Annotated in this window: 12 protein-coding genes and 2 pseudogenes; 7 read left to right on the top strand and 7 right to left on the bottom strand. The window is 72.3% G+C overall.

Annotated features, from left to right (window positions below; translation table 11 throughout):
• Positions 1 to 463: 463 nt before the first annotated feature.
• Positions 464 to 1,939, bottom strand: a pseudogene (locus ON36_RS04530) (ATP-binding protein); the annotation flags it as partial.
• 426 nt (positions 1,940 to 2,365) lie between these two features.
• On the opposite strand from ON36_RS04530, the gene ON36_RS04525 reads away from it, so the two are divergent.
• The 5 genes from ON36_RS04525 (at position 2,366) to ON36_RS34460 (ending at position 9,248) form a co-directional block, all read left to right on the top strand.
• Positions 2,366 to 2,995, top strand: a complete 630-nt coding sequence (locus tag ON36_RS04525; RefSeq protein ID WP_043647893.1) for an MspA family porin — start codon at positions 2,366 to 2,368, stop codon at positions 2,993 to 2,995.
• A 102-nt stretch (positions 2,996 to 3,097) separates the two neighbouring features.
• Complete coding sequence (locus ON36_RS04520; protein WP_043647891.1) at positions 3,098 to 6,943, top strand: NACHT and WD repeat domain-containing protein; 3,846 nt, start codon at positions 3,098 to 3,100, stop codon at positions 6,941 to 6,943.
• A 64-nt stretch (positions 6,944 to 7,007) separates the two neighbouring features.
• Entirely contained in the window at positions 7,008 to 8,906 is a 1,899-nt protein-coding gene (locus ON36_RS36740) for a PspC domain-containing protein (protein WP_306306897.1), read from the top strand.
• A 10-nt stretch (positions 8,907 to 8,916) separates the two neighbouring features.
• Positions 8,917 to 9,111, top strand: a complete 195-nt coding sequence (locus ON36_RS04505; RefSeq protein ID WP_245557899.1) for a hypothetical protein — start codon at positions 8,917 to 8,919, stop codon at positions 9,109 to 9,111.
• Entirely contained in the window at positions 9,108 to 9,248 is a 141-nt protein-coding gene (locus ON36_RS34460; RefSeq protein WP_157224767.1) for a hypothetical protein, read from the top strand. Before ON36_RS04505 ends, ON36_RS34460 begins: the two co-directional genes overlap by 4 nt.
• A gap of 59 nt (positions 9,249 to 9,307) precedes the next feature.
• Here ON36_RS34460 and guaA read toward each other — a convergent pair whose 3' ends face one another.
• Positions 9,308 to 10,879 (bottom strand): glutamine-hydrolyzing GMP synthase, encoded by a 1,572-nt coding sequence (guaA, locus tag ON36_RS04500; RefSeq protein WP_043647886.1) that lies wholly within the window; start codon positions 10,877 to 10,879, stop codon positions 9,308 to 9,310.
• Positions 10,880 to 10,990: 111 nt separating this feature from the next.
• Between guaA and ON36_RS04495 the strand changes: the two genes are divergently transcribed.
• The gene (locus tag ON36_RS04495; protein ID WP_052313642.1) at positions 10,991 to 11,809 is read left to right on the top strand and encodes an alpha/beta fold hydrolase; all 819 of its coding nucleotides are present in this window, start codon (positions 10,991 to 10,993) and stop codon (positions 11,807 to 11,809) included.
• On the opposite strand, the gene ON36_RS04490 is transcribed toward ON36_RS04495, so the two are convergent.
• Positions 11,796 to 12,950: a GuaB3 family IMP dehydrogenase-related protein gene (locus tag ON36_RS04490; RefSeq protein ID WP_043647884.1), complete on the bottom strand. Its 1,155-nt coding sequence runs from the start codon at positions 12,948 to 12,950 to the stop codon at positions 11,796 to 11,798. The two genes, ON36_RS04495 and ON36_RS04490, sit on opposite strands and share 14 nt — an antisense overlap.
• A gap of 257 nt (positions 12,951 to 13,207) precedes the next feature.
• Positions 13,208 to 14,752 (bottom strand): IMP dehydrogenase, encoded by a 1,545-nt coding sequence (guaB, locus tag ON36_RS04485; RefSeq protein ID WP_083884901.1) that lies wholly within the window; start codon positions 14,750 to 14,752, stop codon positions 13,208 to 13,210.
• Between the two features lie 218 nt (positions 14,753 to 14,970).
• Between guaB and ON36_RS04480 the strand changes: the two genes are divergently transcribed.
• The gene (locus ON36_RS04480) at positions 14,971 to 15,384 is read left to right on the top strand and encodes a DUF5319 domain-containing protein (protein WP_043647879.1); all 414 of its coding nucleotides are present in this window, start codon (positions 14,971 to 14,973) and stop codon (positions 15,382 to 15,384) included.
• A gap of 113 nt (positions 15,385 to 15,497) precedes the next feature.
• On the opposite strand, the gene ON36_RS04475 is transcribed toward ON36_RS04480, so the two are convergent.
• The 3 genes and pseudogenes from ON36_RS04475 to ON36_RS04465 form a co-directional block, all read right to left on the bottom strand.
• Positions 15,498 to 16,613, bottom strand: a complete 1,116-nt coding sequence (locus ON36_RS04475) for an anti-sigma-D factor RsdA (RefSeq protein ID WP_043647876.1) — start codon at positions 16,611 to 16,613, stop codon at positions 15,498 to 15,500.
• Positions 16,606 to 17,184 (bottom strand): sigma-70 family RNA polymerase sigma factor, encoded by a 579-nt coding sequence (locus ON36_RS04470; RefSeq protein WP_043647873.1) that lies wholly within the window; start codon positions 17,182 to 17,184, stop codon positions 16,606 to 16,608. Before ON36_RS04470 ends, ON36_RS04475 begins: the two co-directional genes overlap by 8 nt.
• 154 nt (positions 17,185 to 17,338) lie before the next feature.
• Positions 17,339 to 17,585: pseudogene (locus ON36_RS04465) on the bottom strand (hypothetical protein); the annotation flags it as partial.

Below are 17,585 nucleotides of genomic sequence, written 5' to 3'. Positions count from 1 at the left end.
GCGCTCACCGGGGCAGCGGGGTCGTCGGCCGGGTGCCGTCGGCCTCGTCGCGCCCGGGGACCCGGCCGCGGGCGAGGATCGGCGGGGCCTCCCCCGCCTCCGTGCCGCTCCGCGCGGACGCGCAGGCACCGTCACCCGAACCGGTAAATCCGGCCGACGGAGCGGGCGGCGCCGATCCGGACTCCGCTTCGGAGTGCCGCGTGACAGACGCCGGTCCCGGTGCCGAGGCAGCCTGCGTGACGGACGCCTGTTCCGGCCGCGCGACGGGCTGCACGACCGGGAACGGTTCCGGCTCCGGCTCCGGGGCAGCCCATGCGACGGGCGCGGGTCCCGGTGCCGAGGCAGCCCGCGTGACGGACGCCTGTTCCGGCTGCGCGACGGGCGCCGGTCCCGGCCCCGAGGCAGCCTGCGTGACGGACGCCGGTCCCGGCCCCGAGGCAGCCGACGCGGCGGGCTCCGGTCCCGGCCCCGAGGCCGCCTGCGCGACGGGCGACGATTCCGGCTCCGGCGCCGCTTCGGGTTCCGTGCCCGAATCGGTGCGGGGCAGTTCGATGCGGACCTCGGTGCCACGGCCCACGGTGGACAGCACCTCGACGGTGCCGCCGCGGCGTTCGACGCGGGCGCGGATGGATTTGGTCAGGCCCTGGCGGTCGACGGGGACCTCGTCGGGGTCGAAGCCGGTGCCGCGGTCACGGACGAACACGCTGACCCGGTGGGGCTCGGTCTCGGCGAACAGGTCGATCTCGGGGACCCCGGCGTGCTTGGCCGCGTTGACCAGGGCCTCGCGGCTGGCGCCCAGCAGGGCGGTGAAGTGTTCCTTGGGCAGGCCGGCGCCGGTGTCGCCCGGGTCCATGCCGACGTCGCCGACGGTGACCGCGACGACCTTCACCCCGTGCTGGTCCTCCACCTCGCCCGCGATGGTGCGCAGCGCGGCGGACAGGCTCGCCTCCACGGGGGCGCTGTCCTCGAACAGCCAGCGCCGCAGTTCGCGCTCCTGGCTGCGGGCCAGCCGCAGCACCTCCTGCGGGTCCTCGGCCTGGCGCTGGATCAGGGCGAGGGTCTGCAGCACCGAATCGTGCAGGTGCGAGGCGATCTCCTCGCGTTCCTCGTTGCGGATGCGGGCGGCGCGTTCGGCGTTCAGGGCGCGGACCATGCGCAGCCACAGCGGCACGGTCAGCAGCCCGGCGCCGATCAGGGTGACCGCGACGGCCAGCAGCGCCGAGCCCAGCGAGCTCAGGTCGATGCGGGCCAGCACGACGACCCCGAGCCCGACCACGATCAGGGTGACCCCGCCGACCACCCGCGACCAGGTCACCACGCTGGCGCGCACCGGCATGCCGAGCAGGGCGCGCGGGGTCGCCATGTCGTATTCGCGCCACACCAGCGCCGCGCCGACCGCGACCACGATGATCGGCGCGAGCACCCGCGCGGCCGTCCCCTGGAAGAGGGTCGTCACCGACACCGCGAGCGCCAGGCCGAGCAGGGCGAGGCCGATGGCCTGCTTGCGCTCGTCCGCCGACGGCTTGGCCGCGTCCGGGCCGCCCGGGGTGAAGATCCACAGCAGCCCGTAGGCCACGAGTCCCGCCCCGACCAGCGCCGAGAGCAGCACGAAGACGATCCGGACCTTGAAGACGTCGACCCCGAGATGATCGGCGATGCCACCGGCCACGCCGCCGACGATGCGCCCGCCGGACCGGCGCACGAGCCGCGGCGGCGGGGTCAGCGGCGGCCGGGCGGGGTCGGGCAGAGGGGCGGGCGGGGTGGAGCGGGGCACACCGTAGCCGGGGACCGGCCCGTAGCCGGGGATCTGGCCGTAGCCGGGGTAGGGCCGGTAGCCGTAGCCGGGGGGCGATCCGGCCGGACGGTACCCGGCGCCGTAGGCCTGCTGCGCGGGGTAGGCGGCGGTGCCGGGCGTGGCGTAGTGCGGCGCCGGGAACATCGCGCGCTTGGTCGCGTCGACGGCACGTCCCAGCAACCCGGCGCTGCCGGGTCCCCGGGGCGGAACCGCACCGGCGCCGGGCACGGGAACAGACGGAGCCATGCCTTCGATACTGGCACGGTCGGCCCGCGGTGGGCATCAGGTGAATCCCTGAGGCCACCCCCTGAGTCGTGGTTCCGTCCGCCGACCTGGGGCGATGGCGTCCGGTCCGGACGGATCACCCTCCTGACCTGCGTGTTCCCGGAACGCTCCGGCGGCCTTCCGGCGGCCGCGATCCGCCGGACCGGAGATCCGCTCCCCCCCGCGTCCACCTGCGGTTTTCCCGCCCGGACGGGCCCGGTCGGCTGGGCCGGGGACCCGGCCGATTCCTACCGTGATGGCAGGCCGAGGGCAGCTCGGTTCGAAGGGTTCGTTCGGGGAGGAAACATGAGAACCATCACGGCTCTGGTCACGGCGGGCACCGTCGCGTTCGCCGCACTGGGCGGCGGCGCGATGGCGGCGGCCGGACCGATGGCGCCGCACGAGACGACCTATCAGGGGCCCGGGGGATTCGCGCTCACGATCGGGCACACCGACGAGTCCTACCGTCAGGTGCCCGCGCTCAACGCGATGCCGACCAACCGGGAGGTGTTCCTGAACAACACGGTCTACGCCACGCCGCCCGCGGGCGCGACCGGCGAGATCTCCTCCGGGTACTACGTGGCCTGCGCGGTCGACCTGAAGGTCACCGTCGGGCTCAGCGGCGGCATCGATGTCGACGCCGGGGCGAGCATCGGGTTCGGCTCCTCCGGCCCCGACGCCTCGGTGGACATCGGGCCCTCGGTCAGCGCGGGCATCGACCTCACCCTGTCGATGACGCCGGGCGAGATCAAGAAGATCGACGTCGGGACCAAGCCCCTCGGCGCCGGCACCACCTACCTGGTCAACCGGGACTTCCACCTGATGGTCGGCGACTGCGCGGGTCCGCTCGACGTCTACTCCTGGGCGACCGTTACCGCGACGACGCCGCAGGTGACGGCGAAGAACTCGGTGGTCGGCGACACCATGTTCCTGTGAGCCACGTGGGCCCGGCGCGCGCCGGGCCCACGACCGGCTGGCCGTAGCGCGCAAGCCCCAAATATCATTCCCCCCGGTCGTTTTCACCGAACGGGGGGTTCCTTGACCATCGAGGATGAAGAAAGCCTGTCGCCGCGTGCGGTTTTCGCGCAGCGCTTCGCGGAACTGTACGCGGCGGCGGGTAATCCGACACTGCGTCGCGTCGCCACGGCGACCGAACGCCGGATGAAGGGGGCGGGCGCCGCCGCGCCGTCACCCCAGCGCATCAGCGACTGGAAGGCCGGGCGCAACGTGCCCGCCCGCTTCGAGTCCCTGCTCCCGGTGGTGCTGACCCTGATCGAGCTGGCCCGCAAGTCCGGGCGCGATCTCCCCCGCAGGCTGGGCGACCCGCACGAGTGGCGCCGGATCTGGCAGTCCTCGGTCACCTGGACCGCCGACACCGCCGACGAGGGCGCCACCTGCCCCTACCCCGGCCTGCGCGCCTACCGGGCCGCCGAGCGCGCCCTCTTCTTCGGCCGCGAGCGCGCGACCACCGAATTCACCGACCTGGTCCGCCGGGCCGACGGCATCGTCGTGCTCATCGGCGCCTCGGGCGCGGGCAAGTCGTCGCTGCTCGCCGCCGGGCTGGTCCCCGCCCTGGACGGCGAGACCGTCACCGTCACCCCGGGCGCCGAGCCGCTCGCCCGGCTCCGCGCCGCCCTCACCCCGGCGACCCGCGCGCTCGTCGTCGACCAGTTCGAGGAATTGTTCACCCACTGCGCCGACGAGTCCGAACGCGCCGCCTACCTGGCCGAGCTCGCCGCGTTGGCAGGCCGGGACGACGAACCGCTCGCCGTCGTCCTCGCCCTGCGCGCCGACTTCTACGAGCGCTGCCTGCACCACCCCGTCCTGCGCGACAGCCTCCAGCACCGCGGCTACGTGCTCGGCCCCATGCGGATCGAGGAGATCTCCCGCGCGATCACCGGCCCGCTCACCGCCACCGGCCTCAAACCCGAACAGGGCCTCGAGGAACTCGTCCTCACCGAACTGCGCGGCCTCGGCGGGCACGCGGGCACCGCCCCCTACGACGCGGGCGCCCTGCCCCTGCTCTCGCACGTCATGGCCGCCACCTGGCAGCAGCGCGAGGGCCGCAGACTCACCGTCGCCGGCTACCGCAAGGCGGGCGGCGTGACGGGCTCGGTGGCCGAGACCGCCGAACTGGCCTGGAGCGAGCTGACCCCCGCCCAGCAGGCCGCGGCCCGGGAACTCCTCGGCGCGCTGGTCACCGTCGGCCAGGACTCCCGCGACACCCGCCGCACGGTCGCGCGCGCCGAACTCCTCAACCGCAGCAGCGACCCGCGCTCCGCCGCCGAGGTCGTCGAGATCCTCTCCCGCACCCGCCTGCTCGCCCTCGACGCCGACTCGGTCCAGCTCTCGCACGAGATCGTGCTCGACGCGTGGCCGCGGCTGCGGGGCTGGATAGACACCGACCGGGTCGGACTGATGGTGCGGCAGCGGCTCGAGCACGATGCTGCCGAATGGGCCGAATCGGCGCGCGACCCGGCGCTGCTCTACCGCGGGACCCGGCTCCAGGCGGCGCGCGAGCACACCGCTCGGTCCGGTGTCAGCGGGCGGGCGCAGGACTTCCTGGAACACTCCGCGCGCGCGGCCCGACGCGGCACGAGAGGCAGACTCGTGGCCGCGGGCGCGGCGCTCGCGCTGTTGGCGACCGGTCTGGTCGCCTACGACCGGGGGCGGCTCGCCGACGCACGCACCGCCGATCGCGACTACGCCGAACTGGTGGCAGCGGCTGCGCGAACCCGGTCGACCGATCCGTCGCTGTCGGCCCAGCTGTTCCTGGCCGCCTACCGGCTTCGGCCGGATATCACCTCGCGCAGCCAGCTCCTCACCACGCAGGACACGCCGCTGGCACGCACCGTTCCCGCGCACGAGCACGGAATCAGCACCTTGGCCGTGCACCCCGAAGGCGGACTGCTGGTCGCGATCGACTCCGAGCGGAACGCGTACGCCTGGGACATCACGGATCCGACACAGCCACACCGGGTGTCCGATCGCTTCGGCGCGGAGATCTACCGCCTGGAATTCATACCCGGAACCAGACTCGCCGCGACAGACGGGCCCGAGGGACTCCAGATCTGGGACCTCACCCGGCCCGCGGCGCCCCACGTGCTCCACACCTTCGGGGTCAAGGGGGCACAGGCGCTGGCGATCAGCCCGGACGGACTCGTCCTCGCCGTCGCCACCGTCGACCACCTGACGATCTGGGGCATCGACGACCGTACGCACCCGGTCCGGCTGGCCGACCACCCGATACCTGGCACGACCACCCAACGACTGCACTTCCTGCGCTTCGGCCCGGACGCACGCACACTCGCCGTGGGTGAGTGGATCACTGCCGGGGAGAACGGCACCGGCTCCGTCCAATTGTGGGACCTGCACGATCCACGTGCCACACACCCCGTCGGCGCACGCATTCCCGCACCCGCCGACAGCTTCTGGGCGATGGACATCAGCCCGGACGGCACCGTGCTCGCCATCGGCGGTCGCGCCGAGTTCACCTCGTCCAGCGGCCGCAGCGCCCAGGTCGCGCTCTGGCAGATCGGTGACCCGGCCGCACCCCGCCTTCTCGGGACACCGCACCAGGTCGGGGACGAAGCGGTCGACACGCTCGACTTCAGCCCCGACGGCCGACTACTCGCCATCGGCTCACGTGACGCAGGCCGGATCTGGAGTCTGGCCGACCCGGCCCAGCCTCGCCCCGTCGGACCGGCGCTGACGATCACCCCCGGTTGCGACCGGTTCAGCACGCTCTACTGCAAGCGAGGTCCCCGCAACCTCGCGTTCCTTCCGGGGGGACGCACGCTGCTGGGCGCCGGGGACGACGGCGAACTGCGCGGCTGGTCGTTACCGCAGGCGTGGCTCGACAGCATTCCCACATCGGCGCTGGCACCCCAGTTCTCGGATTCCGGCGGCCGCATGATCATCCAGACCAGGGCGGGAGACGTCACGATATGGAACACCGCCGACCCCGACAGGCCGACCCCGGCGACCGCGGTAGCCGCGCCCCCGGACAGTGGCACCGCCGCACTGAGCCTCGATCATCGGACGTTGTCCCTTGCCGGCCGGAACGGCAGGCAGGTCTACGCGCTCGATGACCCGCGCATGCCTCGGCAACTCGCCCCCTGGACCGCGAGTGACACACGGTCCACGGTCTCCGGCGACCGAATGCTCGTCGAGGAATCGGGTCGAGCCCAGCTGTGGGACATCTCCGATCGCGACGCTCCGGTCCGCCTCGGCGTGCCCTTCGCCACGGTGACAACCGAGACCTACGGCATGTACCTCAGCGACGACGGGGCACGCGCGGTCCTGGTCCAGGGAGATTCCCTCCTGCCCGCGACACCGCCCCGCATCCGGGTATGGGACCTTCACGACCCCGCGAATCCGGTCCACGCGGGCGATGTCGAGGCGACCGACCGCGCCGCACTCCAGCCCATGCGCTTCCTCCCCGACCACCGCACGCTCGTCGTCGCGGACTCGGGAAGGATACGACTGTGGGACACCGCCGCTCACGACGGTCCGCGACCGTTGACGGACTGGGTGCTCACCGACGCGGGCACGATCGTCTCCGTCAGCGTGGACGGAACCGGTTCGCTTCTCGCCCTGTCCGATGACAACGGCAGCATCATGCTGTGGGACATCTCGAATCATCGCGCACCGCGAAGGCTCACCGGCCCGTTCGGGCTCGCGCAGGGCAAGAGCGTCTCCTCCGCGCTCCACCCCGACGGGCGCCACCTGGTGACGGTCGGCTACGACGGAGCGGTCGAACTGTGGATACTCGATGCCGACGAAGTCGGCCGGCGGATCTGCGTGGCCACAGGCTCGGCCCTGACCGAAGCGACATGGCATCGACTCGTGCCCGACGTCCCCTACCGTCCGCCCTGCCCCTGAACCGGGGCAAACCTCAGGGTTACCCCCGATGCGCAGGACGCGCACCGGTCACACCATGGAACACATGACGAGAACGAGCTTCGGCGACCAGCTTGCGCAGATGTGGCACACGCGGCCCGTGCGGCTGCCGCGACAGGGGCCGGTCGCCGGGGTGGCGGCCGGGTTCGGCCTCCGCTACGGCGTGGATCCGGTGCTGGTCCGGGTCGCGTTCGTGGTCTCGACCATCTTCGGCGGGGCGGGCATCGTGCTGTACCTGCTGGCCTGGCTGCTGCTCAGTTCGGCGGGGGACGAGTCCTCGGCCGCGGAGTCGCTGGCCGGGCGCGGCACCAGCTCCCACTCCCCGACCAAGACGGTCGTGCTGATCGTCGGCCTGGCCATCGCGGTCTCCACGATGGGGCCGGTCGGGCTCGGGCTCGGCGGGTCGGGGGTGATCAGCATGGCGTTCCTGCTCGCCGGCTGGTGGCTGCTGTATCTGCGGCATCCCGAGCTGCCCACCGGCTACGACCGCTTCCTGGCCGAACCCGTGGCGGGCGGTCTCGGATACGCGGGCTACCCGGCGACCGGGTACGGCACCTACGCGGGCGACCCGCTGTACACCCCGTACACGAAACTGCCCGACGAGTACGTGCCGGCGCCGCCGACCGCGCCCGCCGAGCCCGCGCCGTTCCAGCGGGCCGACACCGCTGCCACGGAGTCCACGCCGTTCCAGCAGGGTGACACCGAGTCCGCACCGATCCGGCGCGTCGACACGGCGAACACCGAGGTTCTGGCCGCCGACACCGACACCGCCGTCCTGTCCGTCGACACCGACACCGACACCGCCGTCCTGTCCATCGACACCGATTCCGCCGTCCTGCCCGCCGACTCCGACATCGCCGCCCTGTCCGCCGACACCGACACAGTCGCTCTGCGCAAGGACCCGGGGCCCCGGGAGGCGCCCGCCGCCACCGAGCCGGGCGACGGTACCGAGCGCACCGACGGGACGGACCTGCAGGCGCGTCCGGGCGACGTCACGTCACAGGAACCCGGCACTCCCGCGCATCCGCGCACGCCCGAGCCGGATCCGGCCGATGCGGGCACCCGCGATCCCGATGCCGAGATGCCGCGCGATGCCGAGGGCTCGGCGCTCGCCCCGACCGGCGCGGACCTCGCGCGACCGGCCGAGCCGGACGCCCCCGGCACGACCAGCCTGGAGAAGGTCGCCCGCGACCTCGCCGCCTCGGAGTCCGCCCCGCGCGCCGACCTGGGGAAGCCGCCGCACACCGTCGCCCCGCGCACGATGGCGCAGGTGCCGCCCGGATGGGATCCGCTCGGCGTCGCCCCGCTGGCCTGGGAGCTGCCCGCCCCGGCGGGACCGCGCACCATGGTGGCGCCCCCGCCTCCGCCGCCGCGTCCGCGGTCCCGGTTCACTCCGGTCGTGCTCGGCCTGGCGATCCTGGCCGCCGCGGTCGCGGGCGGAGTGGCCGCGGCGGGCGCCGACTGGATGACGCCGGTGCGGATCGCCGCCGTCGCCCTGTTCGTGCTGTGCGCCGGACTGGTGGTCGGCGCGTTCCGGCGGCGCGGGGGCGGGCTGGTGATCGCGGCGGTGCCGCTGGCGGGATTCGTGGTGCTCGCCTCGGTGGTCGGGCCGGTGGACATCAGCGAGAACAACGTCGGCGACCGGCAGTGGGCGCCCGCGACCGTGGCCGAACTGCAGCCCCGCTACGAATTGGCCGTCGGCTCGGCCGAACTCGACCTGCGCGGCCTGAAACTCACCGAGTCGCGGGCGGTCACGGTGGCCGTGAACGTCGGCGACAGCCTGGTCCTGCTGCCGCCGGACATGACCGTGCGCACGACCTGCGATGTGCGCGTGGGTGATCAGCGCTGCCAGGAGGGCCTGACGGGCCCGCAGACGCCGGGCGCGCCGGTCCTCGACCTGACCGTGGAGACCAAGATGGGCGACGTGGAGGTGCGCCGTGGCTGACACCGAATCCGTGAGAACCGGTCGCGGGCCGTCGTTCTCGCTGCTGATCACCGGACTGCTCGGGCTGGCGGTGAGCGTCTGGGCGCTGCTCGGCTCGCCCACCCTGCCCGCGCTCGGCATCCCGCTCGGCTGGGTGCTCGTGCTCGGTGCCGGGATCACCGGCATCCTGCTCGTGCTCTCCCCGCGGAAGCGACGGCGGTCGTGACCCCGCTCGGCATCCCGATCGGGCTGCTGCTCACCAGCGAACGCGCGGTGCCGCTGGCCCACCTGGTCCGGGCCCGCGCCACGGGCACCGAACCGCCGCGCGGCGAGAAACCACCGCCGGACGAGACCGCCCGCTGACGAGAAAGACCCGGTACTCCCTCGAGTACCGGGTCTTTCTCAGCGGAGGTTGTTCCCGCTCACTCCCATTCGATGGTGCCCGGCGGCTTGCTGGTCACGTCGAGCACGACCCGGTTGACCTCGGCGACCTCGTTGGTGATGCGGGTGGAGATCCGTTCCAGCACCTCGTAGGGCAGGCGGGTCCAGTCCGCGGTCATGGCGTCCTCGCTCGAGACCGGGCGCAGCACGATCGGGTGACCGTAGGTGCGTCCGTCGCCCTGGACGCCGACGCTGCGCACGTCGGCCAGCAGCACGACCGGGCACTGCCAGATCTGCTTGTCCAGCCCGGCGGCGGTCAGTTCTTCGCGGGCGATCGCGTCGGCCTGGCGCAGCAGGTCCAGCCGGTCCGCGGTGACCTCGCCGACGATGCGGATGGCCAGACCCGGGCCGGGGAACGGCTGGCGCGCCACGATCTCCTCGGGCAGGCCCAGCTCGCGGCCGACCGCGCGGACCTCGTCCTTGAACAGCAGGCGCAGCGGCTCGACCAGGGAGAACTCCAGGTCGTCGGGGAGGCCGCCGACGTTGTGGTGGCTCTTGATGTTGGCGGTGCCGGTGCCGCCGCCGGACTCGACGACGTCCGGGTACAGGGTGCCCTGCACCAGGAACTCGACCTTGGGCGCGTCGCCCTCGCCGCCCTGCTCGGCCACGATGCCCGCCACCGCGTCCTCGAAGGAACGGATGAACTCGCGGCCGATGATCTTGCGCTTCTCCTCCGGGTCGCTGACGCCCTTCAGCTCGCCGAGGAACTTCTCGACCGCGTCCACGGTGACCAGCTTGGCCCCGGTCGCGGCGACGAAGTCCTGCTGTACCTGTTCGCGCTCGCCGGCGCGCAGCAGGCCGTGATCGACGAACACACAGGTCAGCCGGTCGCCGATGGCGCGCTGCACCAGCGCGGCGGCCACCGCGGAATCGACACCGCCGGACAGGCCGCAGATCGCGTGCCCGTCGCCGATCTGCTCGCGCACGCTCTCGATCAGCGTCTCGGCGATGTTGGCCGCGGTCCACTGCGCCGGGATGCCCGCCAGCTCGTGCAGGAAGCGGCTGAGCACCTGCTGCCCGTGCGGGGAGTGCAGCACCTCGGGGTGGTACTGGACGCCCGCCAGCTTGCGGGCGCGGTCCTCGAACGCCGCGACCGGCGCGCCCGCGGTCGTGCCGGTGACCTCGAAGCCCGCGGGGGCGTCGGTGACGGCGTCGCCGTGGCTCATCCACACCGGCTGCACGGTGGGCAGACCGCCGTGCAGGACGCCGCCGTCGATGTTGAGCTCGGTGCGGCCGTACTCGCGGGTGCCGGTGTGGGCGACGGTGCCGCCGAGGGCCTGCGCCATGGCCTGGAAGCCGTAGCAGATGCCGAAGACCGGGACGTCGAGGTCGAACAGGCGCGGATCGAGCTGCGGGGCGCCCTCGGCGTACACGCTGGACGGGCCGCCGGACAGGATCACCGCCAGCGGCTGCTTCTCGGCGATCTCCTCCACCGTCAGGGTGTGCGGGATCACCTCGGAGAACACGCGCGCCTCGCGCACCCGGCGGGCGATCAGCTGGGCGTATTGGGCGCCGAAGTCGACGACGAGGACGGGTCTCTGGGTTTCTGCCACCGGCCCAGTTTAGTGAGCGGGCACCACGGCGGAGCCAGCGGGCTGAGCACCGAAACCGACCGCGTGGGGAAACTCACGCGTATGTCAGCGCATCTGGCTATTGTCGAGCGCGTGCCATTCGCCCGCGCGATCGATGCCGACATCTACTACGAGGACAGCGGTGGCACGGGCCCGGTCGTCCTCCTCGCGCACGAATTCCTCATGGACCGCACCATGTTCGCCTCCCAGCAGGCGGCGCTGGCACCGGAGTTCCGCATCGTGTCCTGGGACGCGCGCGGGCACGGCCGCACCGAGGACCAGCGGCTGCCGTTCACGTTCTGGACCGCCGCGCGCGACGCGCTCACCGTCCTCGACACGCTCGGGGTGGAGCGCGCCGTGGTCGGCGGCACGGCGCAGGGCGGGTTCACCGCGCTGCGGGCCGCGCTCGTGGCGCCCGAACGCGTCTCCGGGCTGGTCCTGATCAGTACCGAGGCCCACGGTCCCGCCCGTGAGATGTCCACGGCCACACGGCGATTCCTCGACGTCTGGAACGACCACAACTCGCGCGCGCACGCCGCCGAGCGGCTGGCCGACTGGCTCATCGGCGAGGACGAGTGGTACCGCGACATCTGGATCCGGCGCTGGATGGGCGGCGACCACAGCGGGCTCGACGCCGCGGTCGGCTGCCTGCTCGGCCGCGACGGTGTCCTGGAGCGGCTGTCCGAGATCACCTGCCCGGTGCTGGTCATCCATCCCACCGCCAGCGGCATCGCCGATCACCGGGCCCGCGCCCTGGCCGAGGGGCTGCCCGCGGCGACCTATCTGGAGATCACCGGCGCCCGGCTTGGCGTCTCCATGACCCATCCGGATCTGGTGAACACCGCCGTGCGCCGGTTCCTGCGCGAGCACGTGCTGGGCGATCCCCGCCCCATGAGCGTCAGCGGACGCTGAGGCCCACCTTCTGGAACTCCTTGAGGTCGGAGTAGCCCGCCTTGGCCATCGAGCGACGAAGGCCGCCGACCAGGTTCAGCGAACCGAACGGGTCGTCGGACGGGCCGTAGAGGACGCGCTCGAGGCTCGGGCGCGGCGTCTGCCCCTCCGGGCCGTCCAGCCAGGACTCGTCGACCGGCAGGAACGAACCGCGCGGCACCGACGGGTGCGCGGCCGCCGACGGCCAGTACCAGCCGCGGCCGGACGCCTCGGCCGACACCGACAGCGGCACCCCGAGCATGACCGCGTCCGCGCCGCAGGCGATGGCCTTGGCCAGCTGCCCGGAGGTCGCCACGTCACCGTCGGCGATGACGTGCACGTACCGGCCGCCGGTCTCGTCGAGGTAGTCGCGACGGGCCGCGGCCGCGTCGGCGATGGCGGTCGCCATCGGCACGCCGATGCCGAGCACCTCGCCGGTGGTCGTCGCGCCCGGGTACGAGCCGTAGCCGACGATGACGCCCGCCGCGCCGGTGCGCATCAGGTGCAGCGCGGTGCGGTGATCGCTGACGCCGCCCGCCACGACGGGCACGTCCAGCTCGGCGATGAAGGTCTTCAGGTTCAGGGGCTCGCCGTCGCCGACGTGCTCGGCGGAGATGATGGTGCCCTGCACGACCAGCAGGTCGATGCCCGCCTGCACCAGCGCGGGGGTCAGGGCGCGCGCGTTCTGCGGGCTGACCCGGACCGCGGTGGTGACACCGGCCGCGCGCACCTCGGCGACCGCGGCGGCCAGCAGGTCGGGCTGCATCGGCGCGGCGTGCAGCTGCTGCAGCAGGGTGACGGCCTGCTCGTAGCCGCCCTTGTCGACCAGGTCGATCAGCTGGTCGATCTTGGCCTGCACGTCGGCGTGCCGGGCCCACAGGCCCTCGCCGTTGATGACGCCGAGGCCGCCCTGCTTGCCCAGCTCGACGGCGAACTTCGGGGAGACCAGCGCATCGGTCGGGTGCGCGAGCAGCGGGATCTCGAAGCGGTAGGCGTCGAGCTGCCAGGCCACCGAGACCTGCTTGGAGGAGCGGGTGCGACGCGAGGGCACGATGTCGACGTCGTCGAGCTCGTAGGTACGCCGGGCCGTACGGCCCATGCCGATCTCCACCATGTCGCGCATATTGTCGTGTCTCCTGTGTTCGTGGAGCGCCGGCGCGCTCGCGTCGCGGCCCCTTGTGCCCCACCGGACAGCGGACCGGCACTCGCGCCTACGGCGCATGGTCTGGGTCCGCTGTCAGGCGGGGCGGCCGCGACCCGCCGCTGCGCGGCGGGGGCCTCCTCGAGGTCGGCCCGTGCGGGGGCACGTTGGGTTGTCAGCGCAGCACTCTGTGTGCGCGCCCGCACGCCGGATCCGGCGCGCGAGCGCATCCATCCTACTCAGCCGCGACCGGTGTAGTTCGGTGCCTCCACCGTCATGGTGATGTCGTGCGGGTGGCTCTCCTTGAGACCCGCCGCGGTGATCTGCACGAACTGGGCGCCCTGCAGGTGCTCGATGTTCTGCGAGCCGGTGTACCCCATCGCCGCGCGCAGGCCGCCGACCAGCTGGTGGATGACCTGGTTGACCGGACCGCGGAACGGCACCCGGCCCTCGATGCCCTCGGGGACCAGCTTGTCCTCGGCGAGCACGTCGTCCTGGAAGTAGCGGTCCTTGGAGTAGGACTTGGCCTGGCCGCGGCCCTGCATCGCGCCGAGCGAGCCCATGCCGCGGTAGCTCTTGAACTGCTTGCCGTTGACCAGGATCAGGTCGCCCGGCGCCTCGGTGGTGCCCGCCAGCAGCGAGCCGAGCATGACCGTGGACGCGCCCGCGGCGATCGCCTTGGCCACGTCGCCGGAGTACTGCACGCCGCCGTCGGCGATGACCGGCACGCCGTGCGGCTTGCACGCCGCGACGGCCTCGAGGATCGCGGTGATCTGCGGGGCGCCGACACCGGCGACCACGCGGGTGGTGCAGATGGAGCCGGGGCCGACACCGACCTTCACCGCGTCGACGCCCGCCTCGACCAGCGCCGCGGCGCCCGCCCGGGTGGCGACGTTGCCGCCGACGATCTGGATGCGGTCGCCCACCTCGGCCTTGACCTTGGCGACCATCTGCAGCACCTGGGACTGGTGGCCGTGCGCGGTGTCCACGATCAGCACGTCGACGCCCGCGTCGGCCAGGGTCATCGCGCGCGACCAGGAGTCCTCGCCGACACCGATCGCGGCGCCGACCAGCAGGCGGCCGTCGCGGTCCTTGGTGGCGTTGGGGTACTGATCGGTCTTGACGAAGTCCTTCACCGTGATCAGGCCGCGCAGCTTGCCGTTGCCGTCCACGATCGGGAGCTTCTCGATCTTGTGGCGGCGCAGCAGCCCGAGGGCCGCCTCGGCGGTGACGCCCTCCTGGGCAGTGATCAGCGGGGCCTTGGTCATGACCTCGTCGACCCGGCGGTCCTGATCGACCTCGAAGCGCATGTCGCGGTTGGTGATGATGCCGACCAGCGAACCGACCTCGTCGACCACCGGCAGACCCGAGATGCGGAAGCGGGCGCACATGGCGTCGACCTCGGCGAGGGTGTCGGTGGGGCGACAGGTCACCGGGTCGGTCACCATGCCCGCCTCGGAACGCTTGACGGTCTCCACCTGGGCGGCCTGGTCGGCCGTCGACAGGTTGCGGTGCAGCACACCCATGCCGCCGGAGCGGGCCATGGCGATGGCCATGCGCGCCTCGGTGACGGTGTCCATGGCGGAGCTCACCAGCGGGGTGCGCAGGGTGATCTCCCTGGTCAGCCGGCTGGAGGTCTCGACGGAACTGGGGATGAGATCCGAGGCCGCGGGCAGCAGCAGTACGTCGTCGAACGTGAGACCGAGCATGGCGATCTTGTTCGGATCGTCACCACCCGTATGGGGGCGCACCGCTACTCGTTCGCCCGACACGGGATTACTCATTCGGATCGACCCCTCCTGGTCGTCGGTAGCAACCGACGCCGGTACAGACGGCGAGACGGTGCTGAACTGGAGTGAAGTGTTGCCGGAGAGAACATCGCTCGCCGACGCGTGTATTCCATGGTATCCGGCGGGCGAATCCGACTGTGAAGTGAGGCCGTGCGCAAACTGGCGGCGCGCATAGCTGGCGCAGACCCCCTGGTTCTGCGTACCGTGGGGATGTGCGTGACCATCTACCACCTGGCTTGCCGCCGGATCCATTCGCCGGAGACCCCTCCGACCCGTCAGCCGCGCTCGATGCGATCGAGCCCGGTGAGCCGCTGGATCCTCACGAGCGCCTCGCGGTCGAGGAAGATCTCGCCGACCTCGCCGTCTACGAGGCCCTGCTGGCCCACCGCGGAATCCGCGGCCTGGTCGTCAGTTGCGAGGATTGCAGGCAGGACCATTACCACGACTGGGACATGCTGCGGGCCAACCTGCTCCAGCTGCTCGTCGACGGCACGGTCCGCCCGCACGAACCGGCCTACGACCCCACCCCCGAGTCCTACGTCACGTGGGACTACTGCCGCGGCTACGCGGACGCCTCGATGAACGAAGCCTTCCACGGCGACGGGTTCGACGGCTTCGACAGCTGAGGGCGCCCGGAGGACCACTCCCCCGCTGAGTCACGCCTGCGCGGGGACGGTCGCCACACGGACACGACGAAGGCCCCGGACCATCAGGTCCGGGGCCTTTCGCGTGGCTCGGTTCAGCGGGCGGGCACGCCCGGCAGCACGAACGACGGCGGCGTCGCGGGGACGCCTGCACCGCCGGTCGGCACGGTGGGTGGAGTCGTGATCGGGCCCGCAGTCGGCTCGACTGCGGGCACGGAGGGCACTGTGGGTTCCGGGGTGACCACCGGCGGGGTGGTCACCGGCGGCGGGGTGGTCACCGGGGGCGGCGTCGTGACGACCGGAGGGGTCGTCACGGGCGGCTCCGTCGGCTTGGTGTCGACCGGATCGGTCGGCTTGAGGTCGACCGGGGGCTTGGTCGGGCTCACGGTCCCCGGGTTGGCCGGCGTCTCCGGCGAGACCGAGTCCGGGGAGGTCCCCGGGGTGCCCGGTGTCACGGAGCCGGGCGATGCCGGGGTGGTCGCGCCGTCGGCCGGCTTCGTCGGCGACGGCGTCGGGAGGTTCGGGGTCAGGCTCTTGGCGATCTCGGGCGCCCGCTTCGCCAGTTCCGCGTGCAGCAGATTCCAGCGGGCGATCAGATCGTCACGCTTGCGCGGATCGTTGATCTGCGCGGCGGTCGCCGAGGCCTGTTCCAGCCGGGCCCTGGCCTGCTCGGGATTGCCCTGGTCCAGCATGGCCTGGGCGGCGACCAGGTCGTCGTCGGTGCGCTGCACCACGGTCGACTGGGCCTGCTCGGAGAACACGACTTCCTTGACGCGCCACAGCGGATCGCCGGGCGCGGCACTGTAGGAGAACGCTGTGAGACCGCCCATCACCACGGCCAGCGCCGCGGCGGCGCCGAAGATGGGGCGGACCAATCGCAGACGCCCGCGCGAAGACGCACCGACCCGGACCTGCCGCGCACCGATCTCCTGATTGACCGCCGCGAACACGGTGTCGAGATCGGGACCGGCCGGCATCGGCTCGGCCAGCACCTCGGCTCGCCAGTCGGCGAGCAGCGATGCCAGCTGGAATTCCGCCGGATCCCCGGTCTGAACCGGTCCGTCGCCCGCGATGGCATCGATCAGCGCGTCGTCCCGACGCACCGCCGCGATGTCGACCGGGCCGGAATCCCCAGTGCCCTCGGCGGCGTAGGGATCCTGCCCGCGCCGATCCTTCCGGTCGCCCCGTCCGCGCTCGCCATCCCTAGCCATACATTTCACCTGCCCTCGCCACTTGTGACTTCAGTTTCGCGAGCGCCCGATGCTGGGCGACGCGGATCGCACCCGCCGTGCTGCCCACGGCGACTGCGGTTTCTTCTGCTGACAGACCCATGACCAAGCGCAGGATCAGGATCTCTCGATGCTTCTCCGGAAGGGTGGCGAGCAGACTGTTCATCTGCCTGCTTGTTTCCGATTCGAGAGCTCGCTGCTCCGGTCCTTGGTCGGTGGATATGACATCTGGTACTTCGGCCATCGCCTCCGCCTTGTTACGGGCGGCGTTCCGATGGGCGTCGGCGACCTTGTGCGAAGCGATCCCGTACACGAAAGCCATGAACGGTCTGCCCTGATCCTGGTATCGGGGCAGGGCGGTCATGACTGCGAGACAGACCTCTTGCGCAACGTCGTCCGCGGAGAGCTGTCCACGCTCCGCGGCCCCGATCCGGGCCCGGCAGTAGCGGACTACCAACGGACGGATCGATTCCAGTACCTGAGCTAAAGCGGTCCTGTCGCCCTGCGCAGCGGCAGCGACGGCGAGGTCCAACTCTTCGCCCGTGTGCGTCATCGTCAGAGATTTTCCTGGCGTTACGAGTGGCGCGGTCCGATGTGACCGAGCTTCCACCGAAGGGGCGGAACGGAACTAACAATAGCGACCTCCGGACGGCCGGCGAGCGGGGCCGGACATCTGACCCGGAAGGACCGATGGGCCGGTCCGGCGACTAGCGGGTATCCGCCACGCGGAACTCGCCGCCGAGGTCCGCGATGCGGGCCGCGCACGCTGCGGATTCCCGGCTCGCGGCCCGGGCTGTCGCCGCGTCACCGACGCCGGCGAGCAGCATCGCGGTCGCCCACCGCAGCGGGAGCAGCCCGTGCTCGCGGCAGTCGGCCGCGACGAGACCGGCCCGCCGGGCGGCGCCGGCGGGGTCGCCCGAGGCGGCGGTGGCCGCGGCGAGCAGCAGCGCGGAC

It is taken from the genome of Nocardia thailandica NBRC 100428, assembly GCF_000308795.1.
Classification (GTDB): Bacteria; Actinomycetota; Actinomycetes; order Mycobacteriales; family Mycobacteriaceae; genus Nocardia; species Nocardia thailandica.
This window is presented reverse-complemented; position numbering and strand designations above follow the sequence as displayed.